Origin of the sequence: Streptomyces sp. NPDC001315, from assembly GCF_042896175.1 — a bacterium.
GTDB lineage: Bacteria > Actinomycetota > Actinomycetes > Streptomycetales > Streptomycetaceae > Streptomyces.
The window spans coordinates 919,130-941,522 of the sequence record NZ_JBIAWZ010000001.1 but is presented as its reverse complement, the minus strand read 5'-3'; the positions used below and the strand labels follow the sequence as shown (position 1 = coordinate 941,522).

The following is a 22,393-nucleotide window of genomic DNA, read 5'->3' as shown; positions in this document are numbered from 1 at the left end:
GCGCGTCACCCTTCGGGAAGCGAGCGAGCTCTCACAGCCGACGTCGGCCGGACGCCTACCCTGCACGGAAAGATCGACAGCGCCGAGGCGGCCGACCGAGAGGTGGCGCGCGGCGCCGGCGCCGGGAGGATCCCATGACCGCACTGCCCATCGTCCTCGCCGGAGCACGGGGTCACGGCCGCTGGCACCTCGACAACATCCGTCGGCTCCAGGACAAGGGACTCGTACGGCTGGCGGGCGTGTGCGAGCTGACCCCGCTCACCGCGGACGAGCTCAACGGCCTCGGTCAGCCCGAGCAGTCCGCCGACCTCGGCGCGCTCCTCGACTCCACCGGCGCCCGGATCGCCGTGATCTGCACGCCCATCCCGACCCACACCGACCTCGCACTGACGGCCGCCGAGCGGGGCGTGCACATCCTCCTGGAGAAGCCGCCGGCCCCTTCCTACGCCGAGTTCCGCCGGATGGCCGACGGGGTCGCGAAGGCCGGTGTCGTGTGCCAGATCGGCTTCCAGTCGCTGGGCGCGCACGCCCTGCCCGCGATCCGCGAGCTGATCGCGGAGGGGGCGATCGGCGCGGTGGCCGGGATCGGCGGCGCCGGCGCCTGGGCGCGCGCCGAGGCCTACTACCGGCGGGCGCCCTGGGCGGGCCGGCGGCGGCTGAACGGCGTCGACGTGATCGACGGCGTCCTCACCAACCCCCTCGCACACGCCGTGGCCACCGCGCTCGCCCTGGGCGGCTCCAGCCGCGCCGAGGACGTCACCCACATCGAGACCGAGCTGCTGCGCGCCAACGACATCGAGTCCGACGACACGTCCTGCGTCCGCGTCACCACCGCGCAGGGCCACCGGGTCACGGTCGCCGCGACGCTGTGCGCCGAGGACCCGGACGAGCCGTACGTCGTCGTGCACGGCAGCCGCGGCCGGATCACCTTCTGGTACAAGCAGGACCGTGTCCTCCTCCAGCGCGCGGATCACGGCCCGGAGGAGTACGAGTACGGCCGTACGGACCTGCTGGAGAACCTCGTCGAGCACCTCACCGACGAGACAGGGCGGACCCCGCTGCTCGTCCCGCCGGACGCGACCGGCGCGTTCATGAAGGTCGTCGAGGCGATCCGGCTGGCCCCCGACCCGGCGCCGCTGCCCGCCGGTGCCTGGCACCTGCTCTCCGCCGAGGGCCGCCGGGTCGTGCCCGGCATCGACGGACTCGTCGCGGCCGCCGCCGACACCCTCGCCCTCTACTCCGAACTGGGCGCCCCCTGGGCGCTCACGACAGCGAACCCGAAAGAGGTGAGTACCTGATGACGGCGAACGACTCACCGGTTCTGCGCGTCGCGGGCCGCCCGGTCGGCCGCTACGTGACCCGGCCCGAGCTGCCCGGGCGGCTCTCCCCCCGCCCGTATCTGCACCCCGTCACCACCCTGGCCGGCACGGTCGTGACCGAACTCAGCCCTGCCGATCACATCCACCATCTCGGCGTCGGTGTCGCCGTTCCCGACGTCGAGGGGCACAACTTCTGGGGCGGGCGTACCTTCGTCCGCGACCAGGGTCCGACCGAGCTCGACAACCACGGCGCCCAGCGGCACACGGCCTTCCAGCTGCGCGATCCCGACGGCTTCGTGGAGGAGCTGCGCTGGGTGGCCGCGGGCGCGGAGCTGCTGCGCGAGCGCCGTACGGTCGCGGCCGTCGAACTCACCGAGGCCGCCTGGGCGCTGGACTTCACCTTCTCCCTCACCAATGTCACCCCGGACCCGCTGTCGATCGGCAGCCCGGCCACCAACGGGCGCTCCGGCGCGGCCTACGGCGGCTACTTCTGGCGCGCCCGCAAGGAAGACCGGCCCCCGGATGTCTTCACCGCCGACACCGAGGGCGAGGCCGGCGTCCACGGCACCCGCGCCGACTGGCTCGCCCTGGCCGGCGCCACCTGGACGCTGGTCTTCGCCGGAGCCACGGACGCCACCCGCCGCGACCCCTGGTTCGTACGCGCCACCGAGTACCCGGGCGTCGGCTCGTCCCTGGCGTCCGAGGAGCGGCTGACCATCGAGCCCGGCGACACCGCCGTACGCCGGATCGTCACCGTGGTCGCCGACGGCCGCCTCGGCCGGGACGCGGCCGCGGCACTGGTGCGGAAGGCGGCCGGCCAGTGACCCAGGAGACCTACCGCAATCCCGTCCTGAACGCCGACTGGTCCGACCCGGACGTCGTCCGCGTCGGCGACGACTTCTACCTCACCGCGTCCAGCTTCGGCCGCGCCCCCGGCCTGCCGCTGCTGCACTCCCGCGACCTGATCAACTGGACGTTGGTCGGGCACGCCCTCGAACGCCTCGAACCCTGGGAGGAGTTCAGGGCTCCGCGCCACGACTGCGGGGTCTGGGCTCCGTCGCTGAGGCACCACGACGACCGCTTCTGGATCTTCTGGGGCGACCCCGACCAGGGCATCTTCCAGATCAACGCCCCTGAGATACGCGGCCCTTGGACCCGCCCGCACCTCGTGAAGGAGGGCAAGGGACTCATCGACCCGTGTCCCCTGTGGGACGACGAGACCGGTGAGGCGTATCTCGTCCATGCCTGGGCCAAGTCCCGCTCCGGCGTGAAGAACCGCCTCACCGGCCACCGTATGCACCCCGACGGGACCTCCCTCCTCGACGACGGCAAGCTGATCGTCGACGGGGACCGGATCCCCGGCTGGTTCACCCTCGAAGGGCCCAAGCTCTACAAGCACGACGGCTGGTTCTGGATCCTGGCGCCCGCGGGGGGAGTGGAGACCGGCTGGCAGGGCGCCTTCCGGGCCCGGGAGTTCTTCGGCCCGTACGAGGAGAAGATCGTCCTCGAGCAGAAGGACACCGACGTCAACGGCCCCCACCAAGGTGGCTGGGTGCGCACCGGGTCCGGCGAGGACTGGTTCCTGCACTTCCAGCAGCGCGGCGCGTACGGCCGTGTCGTCCACCTCCAGCCGATGCGGTGGGGCGATGGGGGAGGCTGGCCGGTGATCGGCGAAGGGGGCGCCCCCGTCGCCGTACACCGGCGGCCCGCCCTGCCGCCGCAGCCGTCCGCCGCGCCCGCCACCGACGACGACTTCCCCGGCGGACGGTACGGGCGCCAGTGGTCGTGGACGGCCAACCCCCATGACGGCTGGGCCACCCAGCACTCCGGCGACGGGCTGCGGCTGACCTGCGTACGCTCGGCCGACGTGCACGACCTGCGGAAACTGCCGAGCGTACTCACCCAGCGGCTGCCCGGAGAGCCCGTCGCCGTCGAGGTGGAGCTGAAGCTGCACAGCGAGGAGCCGGGGGCGCGGGCCGGGCTCGCGGTCCTCGGGGACGCGTTCGGCTGGATCGGCCTCCAGCGGGGTGCGGACGGGTCGGTGCATCTCGTGCACCGGTTCGCCGAGGCTGTCGCCGTGGGGGCACCTCCCACGCCTTTCGGGCAGTGGGGGAAGGAGCGCGATGCCGAGCATCCACGGCTCGCGCCCGAAGGGCGGGCGAGGCTGCGGATCGAGATCGGGGCCGGAGCGCGGTGCCGTTTTTCGTCCGATGCCGGTGACGGCCTCCGTACGTCGGGTCCCGTCTTCGCCGCCATGCCCTGGCGCTGGGTCGGCGCCCTGCTCGGCCTGTTCGCGTCGGCGCCCGAGGGGCACGGGCACGCCGGTGCGGCCACGTTCACACAGTTCCGGATCAGTCCCCTGTAACCCACCCCACCCGCACGCCTGTTGGGAGACGCAATGACGCACCTCCATAGCAAGCGCTTGCCGACGCGGGGCGTCGTCCTGGCCGCCGTCGCGAGCCCGGTCGCCGCCCTCGGACTCGGCACGGTCGGCGAGGCCGAGGCCGCCACCGTTTCGGCCTACGAGTCGGCCGCTTCCCGCTGGACCGACCAGCCCCACGGCTTCGCCTCCCTCGCGGACGGCACCTCCGGCGGAGCCGGCGGCGAGGTCGTCACGGTCACCGACCAGGCCTCGCTGGCGAAGTACGCGGCCGCCGAGGGGCCGTACGTCATCCGGGTCGCCGGGGCCGTCGCCGCCGAGTTGGTGCAGCGCGGGTCGATTCTCAAGAACACGACCGGGCGGCAGGACGAGTGGGGTACCGCTTTCGACCCCCGTTTTTTCTACGCCTGTCGGCTGGACCCGGCGGCAGCCGTGCCCGCCCTGGTGACGCGGTTCTCGGGGCCGCAGAAGCAGATCGGCACGGGTCCTGCATGAGCCGGGCGACCTGGCGCCGCACGACCGTCACTGACCCCCCGCAACGTCATATCTCCGTGGATCCGGAAGAAGAGAGCCGACCTATGAAGAGCAGCATCCGCAGAAGCAGGCGCGCCGCCATGGCCGTCGCCCTGGGCTCCGTGCTCGCGCTGACCGCCACCGCCTGCGGCGACGACGGCAGCGGCGCGGCGGGGGACAAGGGCAACGAGGGCTCCGGCAAGGGCACGATCACCTTCTGGGACAACAACGGCGGTGTCCGCACCGACATCTGGAAGCAGATCATCGCCGACTTCGAGAAGAAGTACCCGGACATCAAGGTCAACTACGTCGGGATCCCCGCCGCGAGCGCCCAGTCCAAGTACGACACCGCCATCCAGGGCGGCGGCCTGCCCGACGTCGGCGGCGTGGGCACCGCGGTGCTCGCCGAGGTCGCGGTCCAGGGAGCTCTGGAGCCGCTGGACAGCCGGCTCGAGAAGAGCTCGCTGAACGGCAAGCTGAGCCAGAACCTGCTCGACGTCAGCAAGTCGGCCGGTGGCGGAGACACGCTGTACCAGGTGCCGACCTCGGCCAACAACGGCACGCTGTGGTACCGGACGGACCTGTTCCAGGCGGCCGGGCTCGACGCCCCGACCACGTGGTCGAAGTTCTACCAGGCCGCCGACAAGCTCACCGACAAGGGCAAGAACAAGTTCGGGTTCACCATCCGAGGCGGTGAGGGATCCATCGCGCCGGCCCTCGACGCGGTGTACGGCCAGACCGGCATCACCTCCTTCTGGAACGGCGACAAGACCACCGTCAACGATCCGAAGAACGTGGCCGCCCTGGAGAAGTACGTCGCGCTGTACAAGAAGGACACCCCGTCCGCCGACGTCAACAACGACTTCACCAAGATGGTCGCGCAGTGGGACAGCGGCACGATCGGCATGCTGAGCCACAACCTGGGCTCCTACCAGGACCATCTGAAGGCGCTGGGCGCGGACAAGTTCAAGGGCATCCCGAACCCGACGCAGGACGACGGCACGCGTGTGCAGATCTCCAATCCGGTCGACGGGCTGAGCCTGTTCAAGTCCAGCAAGAACAAGACGGCCGCCTGGAAGTTCATCGAATTCGCCGTCTCGGCCGCGGAGAACTCCAAGTTCAACGAGTCGGCGGGGCAGGTGCCGGCGAACACCGATGCCGCGAAAGACGCGTGGATTCAGAGTGCCGAGCCGACGAGGCTGGCGGCGGAGGCGTTGAACGGGGGCGACACGAAGATTGTGCAGCTGCCGTATTACCTGCCGGACTGGAACACCATTTCCAAGGCCGACAACGAGCCGAACTACCAGAAGGTGCTGCTCGGGAAGATGAGCGCGAAGGAATTCCTGGACACGCTTGCCGACCAGCTGAACGCCGCACAGGCCGACTGGAAGAAGAACCACTGAGCTCGGGTGGTTTCGGTTGTGGGCGCGGCCGCGAGCCGGTCGCGCCCACGCGGCGGAGCCGCATATCGATACGGACCCGCGCCCCTGGGGAAACGTCCTCAACCCCGGTTCGAAAGGCACCGTTGTGTCTCTTACCCGCAGACAGGTCATCTCGGCTGCTGTGGCCGCCGTTGTCGACGAGGAGATCCCCGAGTCCTGGACCACCTGGCCGCAGACCGCCGCGTAACCATCCCAGAACCGGAAGAGAGAGCCGCACAATGAAGACACAGAAATGGCATGGCCATGCCACAGTGAGAGCGGCCGCGCTGATCGGCTGCACCGCCCTCGTGCTGTCCATGACCGGCACCACCGCCCAGGCCCACACCCGAGACGTCACCCGCCAGACCCTGGGCGCCAACGACGGCTGGGGCTCCTACGGCACCGGCACCACCGGAGGTGCCGCCGCCGACTCCGCCCATGTCCACACCGTCACCACCTGGGCGGAGTTCAAGGCCGCCCTCGCCGAGGGCGGCACCGCACCGAAGATCATCAAGGTGCAGGGGACGATCGACGCCGTCTCCGAGGGCTGCGACGCCTTCGCCGCGCCCGGCTACGACTTCGACGCCTACCTCGCGAAGTACTCACCGGAAGCCTGGGGCCTGGACACCGACCTGAGCGCCGAGCCCGACGACAGCCCCGAGGGACTGCGCCGCGCCTCCGCCGCCGACCAGGACACGGCCATCAAGGCGGACATCCCCGCCAACACCACCATCATCGGCGTCGGCAAGAACGCCGGCTTCAAGGGCGCCAGCCTCCAGATCAAGGCCGTCGACAACGTCATCGTGCGCAACCTCGCCTTCGAGAGCCCCATCGACTGCTTCCCGCAGTGGGACCCCACCGACGGCACCAACGGCAACTGGAACTCCGAGTACGACACCGCCGTCGTCTACGGCTCCACCCATGTGTGGCTGGACCACAACACGTTCACCGACGGCAGCCACCCCGACAGCGCGGCGCCCACCTACTTCGGCATGCTCTACCAGCAGCACGACGGCGAACTGGACATCGTCCGGGGCGCCGACTACGTCACCGCCTCCTGGAACGTCTTCACCGAGCACGACAAGACGATCCTGATCGGCAACAGCGACAGCGAGTCCACCGCCGTGGGCGACCGGGGACACCTGAAGGTCACCTTCCACCACAACCTGTTCTCGGGCCTGGTGGAGCGCGCGCCCCGGGTCCGCTTCGGGCAGGTCGACTCCTACAACAACCACTTCGTGGCCGACGAGGGCTACTCCTACAGCTTCGGCATCGGCAAGGAGTCCCAGCTCGTCGCCGAACACAACGCGTTCACCCTGCCGGACGGGATCAGCGCGGCGAAGACCCTGAAGAGGTGGAACGTCTCGCCGGTCACCGCCGCCGACAACTACGTCAACGGCACGCTCACCGACCTGATCGCCGTCCACAACGCGGAGATCCCCGGCGAGGTCCTCCAGTCGGGCGCCGGCTGGACGCCCACCCTGCGCACCAAGGTCGACCCGGCGAAGGCCGTCCCCGGCATCGTCGACTGCGGCGCCGGTGCCGGCCGCCTGCGCTGACGTCCCCGCACACGCACCCGCCCATCGGGCCGGGGCGCACCGCCCCGGCCCGTCCCCCGACCCGCACGAGCCACACCGCGAAGGAGCAGTCGCATGCCCTCGCACCTCCCCCACCCCCTCTCCCGCAGGGGATTCCTCCTGACGAGCGCCGGCGCGGGCGCCGCCCCCGCTCTCGCCCACGACCGCCGCGTCCTCCATGTCCGCCCCGGCGACTCCGTCCAGGCGGGGAGGACCAGGCGGCCGTGGACCAGGTGGCCGGCCCCGGCCGGACGATCGTCGTGCACACGCCCGCCACCACGTTCCTGACGACGGGCAGCACCACCATCGGCGCGACCATGGACCAGCCCGTCCGGGGCGCTTGACCCGTTTTTTGCCTGTGAAGGAGGTATCGATCAGGCAACGGGGCTCGCGTCCGCCAGGGTGACGCGCGTAGAAACCTGTCATGCATAAGCCACTGCGTATCGCGGCGCTCGCCGCAGCCGTCGTCGTCGCCGGCGCCGGTCTCTACGGCGCCGGCGCCGCCACGGCCGGCCAGTCCACGGCCAACTCCACCCACGAGCCCTACAACATCGGGCTCCTGGTGAAGGACATCGACACCTACTACGGCACCGCGCTCGACGGCAACGGCGTGTACCAGCCGTCCACCGACAGCCAGTACGCCAAGGACCTGGCGCGCATCGACGCCGACGCGAAGAAGTACATCGACCAGGCCGCCCGCAAGGGACACCACAAGGGTGAGAAGCCCGCGGTCGTCTTCGACATCGACGACACGCTGCTGCTCAGCCTCGACTACGAGAGGCGCTACAACTACACCTACGACTCGGCCACGTGGGCGGACTACGTCAACAAGGCCGACCGCCCGGCCGTCTTCGGCAGCCCCGAGCTCGTGCGGTACGCGGAGTCCAAGGGCGTCGAGGTCTTCTACAACTCGGGTCTCAGTGAGGCGCAGCGCTCCGCCGCCGTCGAGAACCTGAAGAAGGTCGGCGCCGATGTGAACCTCGACGCCGACCACATGTTCCTCAAGGACAAGGCGAACCCGCCGTCCTACCTCAGCGCCTGCGCCACCCCGGGCACCTGGACCTGCACGACCGTCCAGTACAAGTCCGGCACCCGCAAGCACATCGAGGACCTCGGGTACGACGTCATCGCCAACTTCGGCGACCAGTACTCCGACCTCGACGGCGGCTACGCCGACCGGACGTACAAGCTGCCCAACCCGACGTACTTCGTCAGCTAGTCCGCGACGGTCGGTACGGGCTTGACCGACGGGACCGTCCCCGTTCGATCCACGGACCGAGCGGGGGCCGGTCCCGTCGCGTACGCCACCTGGGAGCGGGATGAGAACCGGCGAGTCGGACGCGAAGTTCGTCGCGTCTTCTGGTCGCCACGGGCGGGGAAAGGGTTGCCGCCTCTCCGGAGATTTCTTACGAGTCGCCCTCGGCGTCGTCGTGGGCGGCGAAGTCGCCGCCCACCGAGCGCTCCTGGCCGCTCGTGGTGGCCGTGATCGTGTAGCGGTCGTCCTTCGCGTCCCGGCCGCCGCGGTCGTGGTCGTACTGCCCGGCGAACACCCACTCACCCACCGCGACCGTACGGCCCTCCTTGAGCACCCAGGTGTAGACGAGGAAGCCCTCCTGCTTGTCCACCGTCAGCGTGAAGTCGTCCTCGGGCAGCGAGCGCCAGGCACCGGTCGAGCTGATCCCGCCGGTCTGCGCCACCTTCAACTGAACGGTGAGCGACGTCAGTTGTTCGGAGGTCTTGAAGGTGATGTTGCTCTGCGCCCAGAAGTCGTTGCTGTGCGGGTCCACCGAGCCGTCCGACCACAGCGGGCCGTCCTCGCTGCCGTCGGCGGGCGGGAGCGAGGAGGCGGAGGGCGTGGACTTCGGGGCGGTGGGTGAGGGGGACGTGCTCGGCTTGCCCGAGGTGTGCGCGCCGCCGGAGCTGGGCGTCGAGCGGGGTGAGGCCGGCGGACGGTTCGTCGCGTGCGGGGATCCGGCCGGCGTCGGGGAGACCGCGACCGCCTGCTGCGGGGGAGCGTCGTCCTTCACGGCGGAGGCGACCGCGTACCCGCCGACCGCGAGCATGCCCGCGACCGCGGCCGTGGCACTCACGATCCGCACCCAGCTCCACAGGGGCGGGCGCGTCGCCCGGTGGTCCGGCCGCTCCTGCCCGGCCATCCCGCGTTCGATCCGGGCCAGGACGCGGGCCCGGTCCGGCTCGTGTGCCTCGGCCGCCTCGTGCAGCCGGGCGCGCAGCTCGTCGTGCACGTCCTGCTGCATCGTCATCGGTCCCTTCCTCCGGCCTCACTGGTGCGCGCCATCACCGCGTGCATCTTCTGCCGGGTTTCCTGAGCGCCGAGCAATTTCTGCAACTCGGCCATTCCCTTCGAGGTCTGGCTCTTCACCGTGCCCACCGAGACGCCCAGGGCGAGCGCGGTGTCCTTCTCCGAGAGGTCGAAGGCATGTCGCAGCACCACGCAGGCGCGTTTGCGGAACGGGAGTCTACGCAGCGCCGACTGGACGTCCACAACGCCCGCGATGTCCGGGTTCTCCGTCTTCTCCTCGCGCTGCGACCAGAAGAGGGCGATTCTCCGGCGCTCGCGGACCGCGCTGCGGATGCGGGTACGGGCCAGGTTGGCGACGACACCCCGCGCGTACGCCACCGGGTGGTCGGCCGCCAGGACCCGGTCCCAGCGGTGCCACAGCGCCAGCAGCGCGTCCGCCGCCAGATCGTCGGCGGCGTCCGCCTCTCCCGTCAACAGGTGGGCGAGGCGGGACAGTTCGGCGTAGTGGCGCTCGAAGAAGGCATGGAACTCCACCGAGGCGGCGTCGTCGACGACTGTGCCCACGGGTGACCTCTTCTCGGTGCGGCGTGCGGCACCCGGCGGGCCGCCTGTGTGTGTCATGCAAATGACATGAGGAAGCCCGGGGAGGTGGCCGGGGCGAGATCCGGAAGCGTAGCAGTGATCGACCGCTTGGCTCGTACGGGGCTTCGAACGGCGTATGGCTGCCCGAACCTGATTCCGTAACACGGAGAAAACCTGAAACCGGTTCGACGAGGGAACAATCCAGCCAGCATCCGCGCACCGATCATTCAGGCAACGAGGAGTACCCGCCATGTCCGAAACGCAGAAGGTGACCGACCGGCCAAGTGCGGCGCCACCCGCGGCGAACAGCGTCGACCGGTTCTTCAAAATCTCCGAGCGGGGATCCAGCTTCGGCCGGGAGATACGTGGCGGCTTCGCCACGTTCTTCACGATGGCCTACATCCTTGTCCTGAATCCCATCATCCTGGGCAGCGCCAAGGACAAGTTCGGCCACCAGCTCGACGCCGTCCAACTCACCACCGCCACCGCCCTGGTGGCCGCCGTCATGACGATCATCATGGGCGTCGGCGGCAACCTCCCGCTGGCGCTCGCCGCCGGACTCGGCCTCAACGCCGTCGTCGCCTTCCAGATCGCCCCGTTGATGAGCTGGGACGACGCGATGGGCCTCATCGTCCTCGAAGGCCTGCTGATCTGTGTGCTGGTGGTGACCGGCTTGCGCGAGGCCGTCATGCACGCCATCCCGCAACCGCTCAAGCAGGCGATCAGTGTCGGCATCGGCCTGTTCATCGCCTTCATCGGCTTCGTCGACGCCGGCTTCGTCAGCCGCATCCCCGACGTCGCGGGCACCACCGTGCCGGTCCAGCTCGGCGGCACCGGCACCCTCAGTGGCTGGCCTGTCCTCGTCTTCTGTCTCGGTGTGCTGCTGACCGTCGGACTGCTCGCCCGCAAGGTGAAGGGCGCCATCCTCATCAGCATCGTGACGATGACGGTCGTGGCCATCGTCATCAACTCGATCGCCGACATCAAGACCTGGGGCCTGACCACGCCGTCGTGGCCGGACAAGGTGGTCGACACTCCCGACTTCGGACTGATCGGTCACTTCAGCCTGTTCGGCTCCTTCAGTGAGACCAGTGCCATCACCGTCGTCCTGCTGGTCTTCACGCTGATCCTGTCCGACTTCTTCGACACCATGGGCACGGTCGTCGGCATCAGCGCCGAGGCGGGTCTGCTGGACGACGAGGGCAAGGTGCCCGACCTCGGCCGGGTGCTGCTGATCGACGGTGCGGCGGCGGTCGCCGGCGGCGCGGCCTCGTCCTCCTCCGCGACCTCCTACATCGAGTCGGCGGCCGGCGTCGGCGAGGGCTCGCGCACCGGTTTCTCCAACCTGGTCACCGGCGGCATGTTCGCTCTCGCCCTGTTCCTGACCCCGCTGCTCACCATCGTCCCGCTCCAGGCGGCCGCCCCGGCCCTGGTCGCCGTGGGCTTCCTGATGATGACCCAGGTCAAGAACATCGACTGGGACCAGTACGAGATCGCCATCCCCGCGTTCCTGACCATCGCCGTGATGCCGTTCACGTACTCGATCACCAACGGCATCGGCGCGGGCTTCCTCGCCTACGTCCTGATCAAGACGGTCCTGGGCAAGGCGAAGGAGATCCACTGGCTGCTGTGGGCGGCGTCGGCGCTGTTCCTGGTGTACTTCGCGATCGACCCGATCGAGCAGATCCTCGGCGTCAAGTAGACCCGCGCCCCCAAAGGGGCGCGGGGAACCGCGCGACCAGCCACGGACGGCCCGCGGCTGGTCGCGCGGCCAAGGCTCAGCCGGCGCTCAGCTCTGCAGCGCCGCCTGCATCATCGCCTTGGCCACCGGCGCGGCCAGTCCGTTGCCGCTGACCTCCGAGCGGGCCGCGTCCGACTGCTCGACCATGACCGCCACGGCGACCTCCTTGCCGGTCGAGTCGGACTTGCCGTACGACGTGAACCACGCGTACGGCGTCTTGCTGTTGTTCTCGCCGTGCTGGGCCGTGCCCGTCTTGCCACCCACGGTGACGCCGTCGATCAGCGCGTTCGTGCCGGTGCCCTTCTCGACGACCGTCTGCATCGCCGACTGGAGCTGCTCGGCGGTGCCGGAGCTGACGACCTGGGTGGTCCCCGCCTCGTCGTCGTAGTTCTTCAGCACATCGCCGCCGCTGTCGGTGATCTGCGAGACCATGTGCGGCGAGACCAGCTTGCCGCCGTTGGCGATGGCCGCCGACACCATGGCCATCTGGAGCGGGGTCGCGGTGACGTCGAACTGGCCGATGCCCGAAAGGCCCGTCTGCGCCTTGTCCATGTCCGAGGGGTACACGCTGGCGTAGGCCCGCACCGGGACGTCCTGGCTGTCGTCGTTGAAGCCGAACTTCTCCGCCATCGCCCGCACCTTGTCCTGCCCGAGCTGCACGGCCATGTGCCCGAAGACGTTGTTGCAGGAGTACTGCAGCGCGACCCGGATCGTGGCGTTCTCGCAGGGCGCGGAGGTGCTCTCGTTCTTCAGGACCGTGGTGGTGCCCGGCAGGGTGTAGGGGTCCGGGCTGTCGGTCTTCTCGTCCACCGACGAGTACAACCCGTTCTCCAGCGCTGCGGAGGCCACGACCAGCTTGAACGTCGAGCCCGGCGGCAGCGGCTGGCGCAGCGCACGGTTGGTCAGCGGCTTCTCCGAGTCGGCGGTGAGTTTCTTCCAGGCCGTCCCGGCGGTGTTGGCGTCGGTGAGCGACGACGGGTCGTACGACGGGGTCGACACGACCGCCAGGATCTTGCCGGTCGTCGGGTCGATCGCGACGGCCGCGCCCTTGTTGTCGCCGAGCGCCTTGTACGCCGCCTTCTGCACAGCGGGGTCGATCGTCGTGACCACGTTGCCCGGATCCGCACGCTTGTTGGTGACCGTGTCCATGGCGGTCTTGAGGCGGTTGTCCGTGCCGTTCAGGAGGTCCTGGTAGATGCCCTCCAGCTGGGTCGGCGCGTAACTCTGCGAGGCGTAGCCCGTCACCGCCGCGTACAGCTTGCCGTCCGTGTAGGTGCGTCTGTACTCGAGGTCGCCGTCCTTCGTCCGTGCCGCGCCGGTGATCGACTCCCCGGCCACGATGATGTTCCCGAGCGGCTCCGCGTACGTCTCGATCGCGTTGCGCCGGTTGTCCTTGTCGTCCGCGAGCGCCGTGCCCTCGTAGAACTGCACCCATGTCGCCCTGACCAGCAGAGCGAACACGAGGAGCAGCGCGAAGACCGATGCGCGCCTGATCGTCTTGTTCATCCCGCTCGGGGAGACGAACGAGGCGGAGGGAATCGTTCCTTTCCGCCTGGTTTTCTCATCGTATGTTCATGAAGATCGTACGGATGTGAGGGTGGCCTCAGACCTCAGACCTCAGACCTCAGACCTCAGACCTCATGCCTCATGCCTCATGCCTCATGCCTCATGCTGGAGTTTCAGTACGACTTCCGCGATCTCCTCGCCGCGCGCGTTGGCGAACCCACTGGCCCGGGCGCTCTCCCGGAAGCCGCACTTGTGCAGGACCCGCAGCGACGCCTCGTTGTCGGCCGCCGCCCGCGCGTACAGCGGGCGTTCACGTACCTCGGCGAGCAGGGCCCGCAGCGCGGCCGTGGCGATCCCGCGCCCCCAGTACGCGCGGTCCACCCAGTACGTGACCTCGCGCTCGCCCGGCTCCCCGTACACCGCGGCACTCCCGACGACATCCCCGTCGGCCAGGACGGTGCGGACCACGGACGTGGCGCGGATCCGCTTCCACTGGGCGTCGAAGGCGTTCCGGTCGGCCGGGTCCTCGGGGGTGAACGCGGCCATCCGGAGGGACTCCGGGTCGTTCATCTGCCGGTAGAAGACCGGCAGGTCGCTGTCGTGCACCTTGCGGAGAGCGACCTCCATCGTTCAGAGCCTCCGGGTGGCGAGCGTCAGCCGGTCGCGGGCGTCGAACAGGGCGTCCTTCACCATCTGTTCGTGGGCGGGGGTGAGGCGGGCCACCGGGACCGAGCAGCTGATCGCGTCGCGGGCCGGGGTGCGGTAGGGGATCGCGACGCCGAAGCAGCGCAGGCCCAGCGTGTTCTCCTCGCGGTCCACGGCGAAGCCCTGCTCCCGGACCTGGTGCAGCTCCTCTATGAGCTTCTCGCGGTCCGTGATCGTGTTCTCGGTCAGCGCGGGGAGCGTCTCGGGCAGCATCTTGCGGACCTGCTCGTCCGGGTACGTGCTCAGCAGCGCCTTGCCGAGGGACGTGGAGTGCGCGGGGAGCCGGCGGCCGACCCGGGTGAAGGGGCGCAGGTAGTGCTGCGACTGACGGGTGGCCAGGTACACGACGTTCGTGCCGTCCAGGCGGGCCAGGTGGATGGTCTCGGTCGTGTCGTCCGAGAGGCGGTCCAGCGTCGGGCGGGCCGCCGCGACCACCTCGTCGCCGTCGATGTAGGAGGTGCCGACGAGCAGCGCGCGCACGCCGATGCCGTACCGCGTGCCCGTCGCGTCCGTCTCCACCCAGCCCAGCTCCACCAGCGTGCGCAGCAGCATGTACAGGCTGGACTTGGGATAGCCGACGGCTTCCTGGACCGACGCGAGGGAGTGCATACCGGGCCGTCCGGCGAAGTACTCGAGCAGTTCAACCGTCCGTACGGCGGACTTGACCTGCGCCCCGCCCCCCGTCTCGCCTGCCGACATCGCCCTTGACCCCTTCGTTCGACGGGAAATAGTCTCCAACAGCATATTCATCATCAGAGACAGTGTTCAGTATATCGAACGCCCCTGGTGGATGACGTTAATACTGCGGCATAGCATGCGGCATTTGATGTGGAGGAACCCGCGGTGGCAGCAGCACCAGTCTGGAGTGTCGACCCCCGTACCGGGAAGCAGCGTGAACAGGTTGCGGTGGAGGCCACAGCCCACGAGGTGGACGCCGCCGTCCGTGCCGCGCACGACGCGCGCGGCGCCCTCACCGACCGCACCGTCCGCGCGGCCTTCCTGCGCAGCGCCGCCGCGCAGCTGGAGGCGGCCAAGGAGCAGCTCGTCGAGGCCGCCGACGCGGAGACCGCGCTCGGCCCGGTCCGGCTGACCGGCGAACTCGCCCGCACCTGCTTCCAGCTGCGGGCCTTCGCGGACATCGTCGACGAGGGCGCCTTCCTCGACGTGGTCATCAACCACCCCGACGACACCGCCACCCCGCCCATCCCGGACCTGCGCCGCTACAAGGTGCCGCTGGGTGTCGTCGCCGTCTACTCGGCCTCCAACTTCCCCTTCGCCTTCTCCGTCGCGGGCGGCGACACCGCCAGCGCGCTGGCCGCGGGCTGCCCGGTCGTGGTCAAGGCCCACCCGGACCACCCGGCCCTGTCCGAGCTGGTCGCCAAGGTGGTGCGCCGGGCCGCCGCGGAGCATGGCATTCCGGAGGGCGTGCTCGGTCTGGTGCACGGCTTCGAGGCCGGCCTCGAGCTCATCAGGCACCCGCTGGTCAGCGCCGCCGGCTTCACCGGCTCCATCCGGGGTGGGCGGGCGCTGTTCGACGCGGCGGCCGCGCGGCCGGCGCCGATCCCGTTCCACGGCGAGCTGGGGTCGCTGAACCCGGTCGTCGTGACCGAGGCCGCGGCCACGGAGCGCGCGGAGGCCATCGGGGCCGGGCTCGCCGGGTCGATGACGATGGGCGTCGGGCAGTTCTGCGTGAAGCCCGGGCTGGTGCTGGTGCCGTCCGGCGCGGCGGGCGACGGACTGGTCAAGTCGCTCACGGCCGCGGTGAGCGACACGGACTCCGGGGTCCTCCTCGACCACCGTATGCGGGACAACTTCATCGCCGGTGTCGCCGAGCGTGCGGAGCTGCCGGACGTGGACTCCCCGGTGACGCCGGGCGCGGGCGGCGAGCACACCGTCAGCGCGGGCTTCCTGACCGTGCCGGCGAGCAGGCTGGCCGCGGAGGGCGAACACGACCTGCTGCTCGAGGAGTGCTTCGGGCCGGTCACCGTGGTGGCCCGCTACGAGGACGACGCCGAGGTGCGGGGTGTGCTGTCGCGGCTGCCCGGAAACCTCACGGCGACGGTTCAGCTGTCCGCGGAGGAGGCGGCGGGTGAGGGGCGCGGCGCGGAGATCCTCGCCGAGCTGACCCCGCTGGCCGGACGTGTGCTGGTCAACGGGTGGCCGACCGGTGTCGCTGTGGCGCCGGCCCAGCATCACGGGGGGCCGTACCCGGCTACGACGTCCACGTCCACGTCGGTGGGTGGCACGGCCATCGAGCGGTGGCTGCGGCCGGTCGCGTACCAGAACGCTCCCGAGGCGCTGCTTCCCGCGGAGCTGCGGGACGAGAATCCGCTGGGGCTGCCTCGTCGGTTCAACGGCCAGTTGGAGCGATAGTGCCGTAAGGGGCGCCGGCTTTCGCGGCCGGCGCCCCTGGGTTCCTTCAGTCGGCCTGAGAGACTGTGGTGATGGACGTCGAGCTTCCCGAACTGCCCTTCCCCTTCCGCACCTACGGCCCCGACGGGCACTGGTCCTACGAGGACGGCATCCTCAGCGGATGGGCCGGACCCCGGCAGGACCGGTTCGTCCCGCCCACCGGTGAGGCCTTGGATCCCGCCTCCGACGCGCCCCGGCTGCTCGGGTCGCCGGAGGGGGACTTCCAGCTGATCGCCCGCGTCACGGTCGGCTTCGCCGGCGCCTTCGACGCGGGGGTGCTCTACGTCCATGTCGGCGAGCGGGCCTGGGCCAAGCTCTGCCTGGAGTACTCCCCGGACGTACCCACCGTGTGCACGGTGGTCACCCGGGGACACTCCGACGACGCCAACTCCTTCACGGTGGAGGGGAGTTCGGTCTGGCTGCGGGTGAGCAGAACCGGCCGCGCCTTCGCCTTCCACGCCTCCCGCGACGGGAAGCGCTGGACCTTCGTCCGGCTGTTCACCCTGGGCGAGGAGAAGGAGACGGGCGCGGCCCTGGTCGGTTTCATGGCGCAGTCGCCGATGGGGGAGGGGTGCGTCGTGACGTACGACCACCTCGAGTTCCGGCCTGCCTGGCCGGACGACCTGCGAGACGGCAGCTGAGCGGGAACGTCACCACGAACAGCGCCGCGCTGATCAGCAGGCCCACCCGCAGCCCCGCGGTGAGTCCGGCCGCCTCGGAACCGGGGCGGCGGTGGCCACGTCCTTCGTTGCGTGATCAGTGACAGAGTGACCGGCGACCGGGTGATCCGTACCGTCCTGGCCGCAGAGGCCGAGGCCGTCGCCGCGCTGCACGCACGCGCCAGGGCCACGTACTACCCGGACGGGATCCCCGACGACGGCACCGACTGGCTCGCCACCTGGCGGGGTGCCATCGCGCGCCCGGACGGGCATGTGCTGTGCGCCGTCGAGCAGGGCCGCATCGTCGGCCTCGCCTCCTTCCGCACACCGGAGGGCGCCCCGGCGGGCACGGTCAAGCTGTTCCAGTTCCATGTCGACCCCGGCCACTGGCGGACCGGCGTCGGTTCGGCCCTGCACGCGGCCTGCGTGGGGGAGTGGCGGGCCGACGGCAGGCACACGGCCCTGCTCGACGTGCACGTCGACAACCGGCGGGCCCAGGCCTTCTACGGCCGCCAGGGGTGGGTTCCGGACCCGGAGCACCCGCCGGCCGAGAATGATCACCACCTCTTCCTGCGGTATGCGGTGGCCGGGGAGCTCAGCGGGGAACGGAACAGCCGGGAACGGAACAGCCGGGAATGAAACAGGCTGCTTGAACGTTCACGCACGCGGCGGAGGGAGTCTCCGTACCCGTGCGACCTGGAGAGAGCCGAAGACATGCGCGTCGAGATCTGGAGCGACATCGCCTGCCCCTGGTGCTACGTGGGCAAGGCCCGCTTCGAGAAGGCGCTCGAGGCCTTCCCGCACCGCGACGAGGTCGAGGTCGTGCACCGCTCCTTCGAGCTGGACCCCGGGCGGGCCAAGAACGACATCCAGCCCGTGCTCTCGATGCTCACCAAGAAGTACGGCATGAGCGAGGCGCAGGCACAGGCCGGTGAGGAGAACCTGGGCACGCAGGCCGCCGCCGAGGGGCTGGCGTACCGCACCCGGGGCCGCGACCACGGCAACACCTTCGACATGCACCGCCTGCTGCACCTCGCCAAGGAGCAGGGCAAGCAGGACGAACTGATCCAGATCCTGTACCGGGCCAACTTCGCCGAGGAGCGGTCCGTCTTCTCCGAGGGCGACGAGCGGCTGGTCGAGCTGGCTGTCGAGGCCGGGCTCGACAGCGACGCGGTCCGCGAGGTCCTGGCCGACCCGGCCGCCTACGCCGACGAGGTCCGCGCCGACGAGCGCGAGGCCGCGCAGCTCGGCGCGAACGGCGTGCCGTTCTTCGTCCTCGACCGCAAGTACGGCGTCTCCGGCGCCCAGCCCGCGGAGGTCTTCGCCCAGGCACTGACGCAGGCCTGGGGCGAGCGCTCGCCGCTGAAGCTGATCGACGACGGTGGCGCGGAGGCATGCGGCCCGGACGGGTGTGCCGTGCCGCAGCACTGAAAGCGCAGGTAGGGGCCCATCCATAAGCGTTCGTTGGCGGAACCACGCAGAAATCCGCAATGGACTACGACTTCGCGCGGCCGCACAGTGGTCCCATGAAGACCTTCGAGAGCCTCGTCCGTGCCGAGTTCGCCCCGAAGAACACCTTCCTCAACACCGCGAGCAGCGGGCTGCTCCCGGCCCGTACGGTGGCCGCCCTGCACGAGGCCGTGCAGATCAGGGCCGACGGCAGGCCGCTGGACCCGCTGTTCGCGGACGTGGAGGCGTCCCGGGCCGCGTTCGCCCGGCTGGCCGGAGTCCCGGTCGCCCGGGTGGCCGCCGGGGCCTCGGTCGCCGCGCAGACCGGGCTGATCGCCGCCTCGCTGCCCGCCGGTGCCGAAGTCCTCACCGCCGAGGACGACTTCACCTCCGTGGTGAACCCCTTCTACGCCCGCGGCGACCTCAAGGTGCGCGCCGTGCCCCTGGAGCGGCTCGCCGAGTCCGTCCGCCCGGGCACCGCGCTCGTCGCGGTCAGCGCCGCGCAGTCCGCCGACGGACGGATCGCGGACCTGCCCGCGCTCCGCGAGGCGGCCCGCACGCACGGGGCCCGGACCTACGTCGACTGGTCCCAGGCCGCCGGCTGGCTGCCGGTGGACGCCGACGCGGCCGACTACACCGTCTCCACCTGCTTCAAGTGGCTGCTCGGCCCGCACGGGGCGGCCTTCCTCGTCGTACCGGAGGACCTGGGCGGCCTGACGCCGGTGCTGGCCGGCTGGGTAGCGGGGGAGAACCCCTGGGACAGCTGCTACGGCCCGGTGGCCGAACTCGCCCACTCCGCCCGCCGCTTCGACGTCAGCCCCGCCCTGTTCACCTACGCCGGGCTGCGCCACTCACTCGCGCTCATCGAGGAACTCGGCGTGGACGCCGTACACACCCATGACCTCGCTCTCGCCGACCGCTTCCGCGCGGGACTCGCCAGGCTCGGCCACGCGCCCCTGCCCGCGCCCGGTTCGGCGATCGTTTCCGTGCCCGGAATCGGTCACCGGCAGCCCGAGCTGAGCCGGGCCGGCATCGAGGTCTCCAACCGCGCCGGCAATCTGCGCGCCTCCTTCCACCTGTACAACACGACCGCGGACGTCGACCGCCTGCTGGACGTCCTGTCCGGCTGACCCGGCGCGCGACGCGCGGCGCGCCGACGGCGACCCGGCCGGGCCGTGAAGCCCGGCCGGGCCGGACTCACCGGACGGCAGTGAAATCCCTGGCCCCGATGAACTCAGGCCGCCGTACCGGCGCCGCGAACGGCTCCACCGCCTTGTTCTCCACGCTGTTGAACACGATGAAGACGTTGCTGCGCGGGAAGGGCGTGATGTTGTCCCCGGAGCCGTGCATGCAGTTGCAGTCGAACCAGGTCGCCGAACCGGCCCTGCCCGTGAACAACTTGATGCCGTACTCGCCCGCCAGCGCGGTCAGCGCCTCGTCCGACGGCGTGCCCGCGTCCTGCATCTGCAGCGACTTCTTGTAGTTGTCCTCGGGCGTGGCTCCCGCACACCCGAGGAACGTGCGGTGCGAGCCCGGCATGATCATGAGCCCGCCGTTGGTGTCGTGGTTCTCGGTCAGCGCGATCGAGACGGACACCGTCCGCATGTTCGGCAGACCGTCCTCGGCGTGCCAGGTCTCGAAGTCGGAGTGCCAGTAGAAGCCGCTGGCCCCGAAGCCCGGCTTGACGTTGATCCGCGACTGGTGGACGTAGACGTCCGAGCCGAGGATCTGCCGGGCCCGGCCGACCACACGCTCGTCACGGACGAGACGCGCGAAGACCTCGCTGATTCTGTGGACCTCGAAGACGGACCGGATCTCCTTGGACTTCGGCTCCACGACGGATCGCGGGTCGGCGCGGATCCCGGGATCGGCGACCAGTCGGTCCAACTCCCGTCGGTAGACGGCCACTTCGTCCTCGGCGATGAGCTGGTCGACGGCGAGGAAGCCGTCCCGCTCGTACGTCTGGAGGTCGGCGGTGGAGATCGGCCCCGGCGTGTCGGGGGCGCCCCAGACGACGGGGTCCTGGCGGGGGACGGACACCTCGGTGGTGCCGCGGCTGGGGTAGAGATCGGTGACGGTGGTGGTCACGGGGATGTCACACCTCCTCGGGCTCGGGCTCCGGCTCGGGTTCGGTGAGCAGCGGGTAGACGCCGTGCTCGTCGTGGTCCTCCCGGCCGGTCACGGGCGGGTTGAAGACGCAGATGCAGCGGAAGTCCTCCTTGATCCGCATCGTGTGCCGCTCGTGCCCGTCGAGGAGGTACATGGTGCCGGGCGTGATCGTGTACTTCTGCCCGGTCTCGTCGTCGGTCAGTTCGGCCTCGCCTTCGACGCAGACGACGCCCTCGATGTGGTTGGCGTACCACATCGACGTCTCGGTCCCGGCGTACAGGATCGTCTCGTGGAGCGAGAAGCCGACCCGCTCCTTGGCGAGGACGATGCGTTTGCTCTCCCAGGTGCCGGTGGCGGCCCTGACATGCCGGTCGGTGCCTTCGATGTCCTTGAACGAACGGACGATCACGGTGGTGTGTACCTCCTTGTTAGACGGTTGCGCGTACGGCGCCGGTCGGCCCCGTATAGGGCGCTAGACGGTTTCGCGTACGGCGCGGGCGAGGACGCGCAGGCCCTCGTCCAGTTCCTCGGGGGTGATGGTGAGAGCGGGCAGCAGCTTGACGACCTCGCTCTCCGGACCCGACGTCTCGACGAGCAGCCCGAGTTCGAAGGCCCGCCGGGCGACCCGGTCGGCCCGGCCCTTGTCGTGGAACTCCAGGCCCCACACCAGCCCCCGGCCCCGGTACTCCTTGACGTCGGCGAGGTTCTCCTCGGTGATCGAGACGAGACTCTGCTCGATCTGTTCGCCGCGGGCCCGGGTCTGCTTCTCCATGGCGGACCCGTCGGCCCAGTACGTCTCCAGCGCGGCCGTCGCCGTGACGAACGCCGGGTTGTTGCCGCGGAAGGTGCCGTTGTGCTCGCCCGGCTCCCACACGTCGAGCTCGGGCTTGAACAGGCACAGCGACATCGGCAGCCCGTAGCCGCTGATGGACTTCGACACGGTGACGATGTCGGGGGTGATCCCGGCCTCCTCGAAGGAGAAGAAGGCGCCGGTGCGCCCGCACCCCATCTGGATGTCGTCGACGATCAGCAGCATGTCCTGGCGTTCGCACAGGTCGGCGAGCGCCCGCAGCCACTCCGGGCGCGCGACGTTGATGCCGCCCTCGCCCTGGACCGTCTCGACGATCACGGCGGCGGGCTTGTTGAGCCCGGACCCCTGGTCCTCGAGGAGCCGCTCGAACCAGAGGAAGTCCGGGACCTGACCGTCGAAGTAGTTGTCGAACGGCATCGGCGTCCCGTGGACGAGCGGGATGCCCGCCCCGGCCCGCTTGAACGCGTTGCCGGTCACGGCGAGCGACCCGAGCGACATGCCGTGGAAGGCGTTGGTGAACGACACGATGGCCTCGCGCCCCTTCACCTTCCGCGCCAGCTTCAGCGCCGACTCGACGGCGTTGGTGCCGGTCGGGCCCGGGAACATGACCTTGTACGGCAGGTCGCGCGGCCGCAGCACCAGGTCCTGGAAGGTCTGGAGGAACGACCGCTTGGCGACGGTGGACATGTCGAGCCCGTGGGTGACACCGTCCCGAAGCAGGTAGTCGATCAACGCCCGTTTGAGTACGGGGTTGTTGTGGCCGTAGTTGAGCGAACCGGCGCCGGCGAAGAAGTCGAGGTACTGGTGGCCGTCCTCGTCGTACATGCGGCTGCCCTGCGCACGGTCGAAGACGACGGGCCAGCCGCGGCAGTAGCTGCGCACCTCGGACTCCAGGGTCTCGAAGACGCTCAGGTCGGGCTGCGTGATGGTCACGGCGAAACGCTCC

Annotated in this window: 21 protein-coding genes and 1 pseudogene; 14 read left to right on the top strand and 8 right to left on the bottom strand. The window is 70.1% G+C overall.

What is annotated here, in order from left to right; translation table 11 throughout:
- The first annotated feature begins 134 nt into the window (after positions 1–134).
- The 8 genes and pseudogenes from ACFY16_RS04120 to ACFY16_RS04085 all read left to right on the top strand — a co-directional run bounded on the left by ACFY16_RS04120 (position 135) and on the right by ACFY16_RS04085 (position 8,429).
- The gene (locus tag ACFY16_RS04120) at positions 135–1,298 is read left to right on the top strand and encodes a Gfo/Idh/MocA family protein (RefSeq protein WP_390645502.1); all 1,164 of its coding nucleotides are present in this window, start codon (positions 135–137) and stop codon (positions 1,296–1,298) included.
- Positions 1,298–2,143 carry a PmoA family protein gene (locus tag ACFY16_RS04115; protein WP_390645501.1) on the top strand — a complete coding sequence of 282 codons (846 nt, stop codon included), beginning with the start codon at positions 1,298–1,300 and terminating at the stop codon, positions 2,141–2,143. Before ACFY16_RS04120 ends, ACFY16_RS04115 begins: the two co-directional genes overlap by 1 nt.
- Positions 2,140–3,684, top strand: a complete 1,545-nt coding sequence (locus ACFY16_RS04110; protein ID WP_390645500.1) for a family 43 glycosylhydrolase — start codon at positions 2,140–2,142, stop codon at positions 3,682–3,684. The genes ACFY16_RS04115 and ACFY16_RS04110 overlap by 4 nt, the downstream gene beginning before the upstream one ends.
- Before the next feature lie 33 nt (positions 3,685–3,717).
- Positions 3,718–4,194, top strand: coding sequence for a hypothetical protein (locus ACFY16_RS04105; protein WP_390645499.1), 477 nt, complete (start codon positions 3,718–3,720; stop codon positions 4,192–4,194).
- Between the two features lie 83 nt (positions 4,195–4,277).
- The gene (locus ACFY16_RS04100) at positions 4,278–5,615 is read left to right on the top strand and encodes an ABC transporter substrate-binding protein (protein ID WP_390645498.1); all 1,338 of its coding nucleotides are present in this window, start codon (positions 4,278–4,280) and stop codon (positions 5,613–5,615) included.
- A gap of 257 nt (positions 5,616–5,872) precedes the next feature.
- Positions 5,873–7,192, top strand: a complete 1,320-nt coding sequence (locus tag ACFY16_RS04095; RefSeq protein ID WP_390645497.1) for a polysaccharide lyase family 1 protein — start codon at positions 5,873–5,875, stop codon at positions 7,190–7,192.
- A 93-nt stretch (positions 7,193–7,285) separates the two neighbouring features.
- Positions 7,286–7,342 (top strand): annotated as a pseudogene (locus ACFY16_RS04090) (hypothetical protein); the annotation flags it as partial.
- A gap of 292 nt (positions 7,343–7,634) precedes the next feature.
- Positions 7,635–8,429, top strand: coding sequence for an HAD family acid phosphatase (locus tag ACFY16_RS04085; protein ID WP_390645496.1), 795 nt, complete (start codon positions 7,635–7,637; stop codon positions 8,427–8,429).
- A 187-nt stretch (positions 8,430–8,616) separates the two neighbouring features.
- Here the strand turns inward: ACFY16_RS04085 and ACFY16_RS04080 are convergent, their stop codons facing one another.
- A complete protein-coding gene (locus ACFY16_RS04080; protein ID WP_390645495.1) occupies positions 8,617–9,474 on the bottom strand; it encodes a hypothetical protein in 858 nt (285 codons plus the stop codon).
- A complete protein-coding gene (locus ACFY16_RS04075) occupies positions 9,471–10,037 on the bottom strand; it encodes a SigE family RNA polymerase sigma factor (RefSeq protein ID WP_390645494.1) in 567 nt (188 codons plus the stop codon). The genes ACFY16_RS04080 and ACFY16_RS04075 overlap by 4 nt, the downstream gene beginning before the upstream one ends.
- A 268-nt stretch (positions 10,038–10,305) precedes the next feature.
- On the opposite strand from ACFY16_RS04075, the gene ACFY16_RS04070 reads away from it, so the two are divergent.
- On the top strand, positions 10,306–11,757 hold the full coding sequence (locus tag ACFY16_RS04070; protein ID WP_390645493.1) for an NCS2 family permease: 1,452 nt from the start codon (positions 10,306–10,308) through the stop codon (positions 11,755–11,757).
- A gap of 87 nt (positions 11,758–11,844) precedes the next feature.
- Here ACFY16_RS04070 and ACFY16_RS04065 read toward each other — a convergent pair whose 3' ends face one another.
- From ACFY16_RS04065 to ACFY16_RS04055, 3 genes are all read right to left on the bottom strand, one after another.
- Positions 11,845–13,302 carry a peptidoglycan D,D-transpeptidase FtsI family protein gene (locus ACFY16_RS04065; protein WP_390645492.1) on the bottom strand — a complete coding sequence of 486 codons (1,458 nt, stop codon included), beginning with the start codon at positions 13,300–13,302 and terminating at the stop codon, positions 11,845–11,847.
- A 153-nt stretch (positions 13,303–13,455) separates the two neighbouring features.
- Positions 13,456–13,929: a GNAT family N-acetyltransferase gene (locus ACFY16_RS04060; protein WP_390645491.1), complete on the bottom strand. Its 474-nt coding sequence runs from the start codon at positions 13,927–13,929 to the stop codon at positions 13,456–13,458.
- Between the two features lie 3 nt (positions 13,930–13,932).
- Positions 13,933–14,706 carry an IclR family transcriptional regulator gene (locus ACFY16_RS04055; protein WP_390645490.1) on the bottom strand — a complete coding sequence of 258 codons (774 nt, stop codon included), beginning with the start codon at positions 14,704–14,706 and terminating at the stop codon, positions 13,933–13,935.
- 144 nt (positions 14,707–14,850) lie between these two features.
- On the opposite strand from ACFY16_RS04055, the gene ACFY16_RS04050 reads away from it, so the two are divergent.
- From ACFY16_RS04050 to ACFY16_RS04030, 5 genes are all read left to right on the top strand, one after another.
- On the top strand, positions 14,851–16,380 hold the full coding sequence (locus ACFY16_RS04050) for an aldehyde dehydrogenase (NADP(+)) (RefSeq protein ID WP_390645489.1): 1,530 nt from the start codon (positions 14,851–14,853) through the stop codon (positions 16,378–16,380).
- A gap of 71 nt (positions 16,381–16,451) precedes the next feature.
- Positions 16,452–17,060 carry a DUF1349 domain-containing protein gene (locus tag ACFY16_RS04045; RefSeq protein ID WP_390645488.1) on the top strand — a complete coding sequence of 203 codons (609 nt, stop codon included), beginning with the start codon at positions 16,452–16,454 and terminating at the stop codon, positions 17,058–17,060.
- 111 nt (positions 17,061–17,171) lie between these two features.
- A complete protein-coding gene (locus ACFY16_RS04040; protein WP_390645487.1) occupies positions 17,172–17,717 on the top strand; it encodes a GNAT family N-acetyltransferase in 546 nt (181 codons plus the stop codon).
- 75 nt (positions 17,718–17,792) lie between these two features.
- Positions 17,793–18,509: a DsbA family oxidoreductase gene (locus ACFY16_RS04035; protein WP_390645486.1), complete on the top strand. Its 717-nt coding sequence runs from the start codon at positions 17,793–17,795 to the stop codon at positions 18,507–18,509.
- A gap of 95 nt (positions 18,510–18,604) precedes the next feature.
- On the top strand, positions 18,605–19,657 hold the full coding sequence (locus ACFY16_RS04030) for an aminotransferase class V-fold PLP-dependent enzyme (RefSeq protein ID WP_390645485.1): 1,053 nt from the start codon (positions 18,605–18,607) through the stop codon (positions 19,655–19,657).
- 67 nt (positions 19,658–19,724) lie between these two features.
- Here ACFY16_RS04030 and thpD read toward each other — a convergent pair whose 3' ends face one another.
- The 3 genes from thpD to ectB form a co-directional block, all read right to left on the bottom strand.
- Positions 19,725–20,615: an ectoine hydroxylase gene (thpD, locus tag ACFY16_RS04025; protein ID WP_390645484.1), complete on the bottom strand. Its 891-nt coding sequence runs from the start codon at positions 20,613–20,615 to the stop codon at positions 19,725–19,727.
- A gap of 7 nt (positions 20,616–20,622) precedes the next feature.
- Positions 20,623–21,045 (bottom strand): ectoine synthase, encoded by a 423-nt coding sequence (locus ACFY16_RS04020; RefSeq protein WP_390645483.1) that lies wholly within the window; start codon positions 21,043–21,045, stop codon positions 20,623–20,625.
- A gap of 63 nt (positions 21,046–21,108) precedes the next feature.
- Entirely contained in the window at positions 21,109–22,380 is a 1,272-nt protein-coding gene (gene ectB / locus ACFY16_RS04015; RefSeq protein ID WP_390645482.1) for a diaminobutyrate--2-oxoglutarate transaminase, read from the bottom strand.
- Positions 22,381–22,393: the final 13 nt, after the last annotated feature.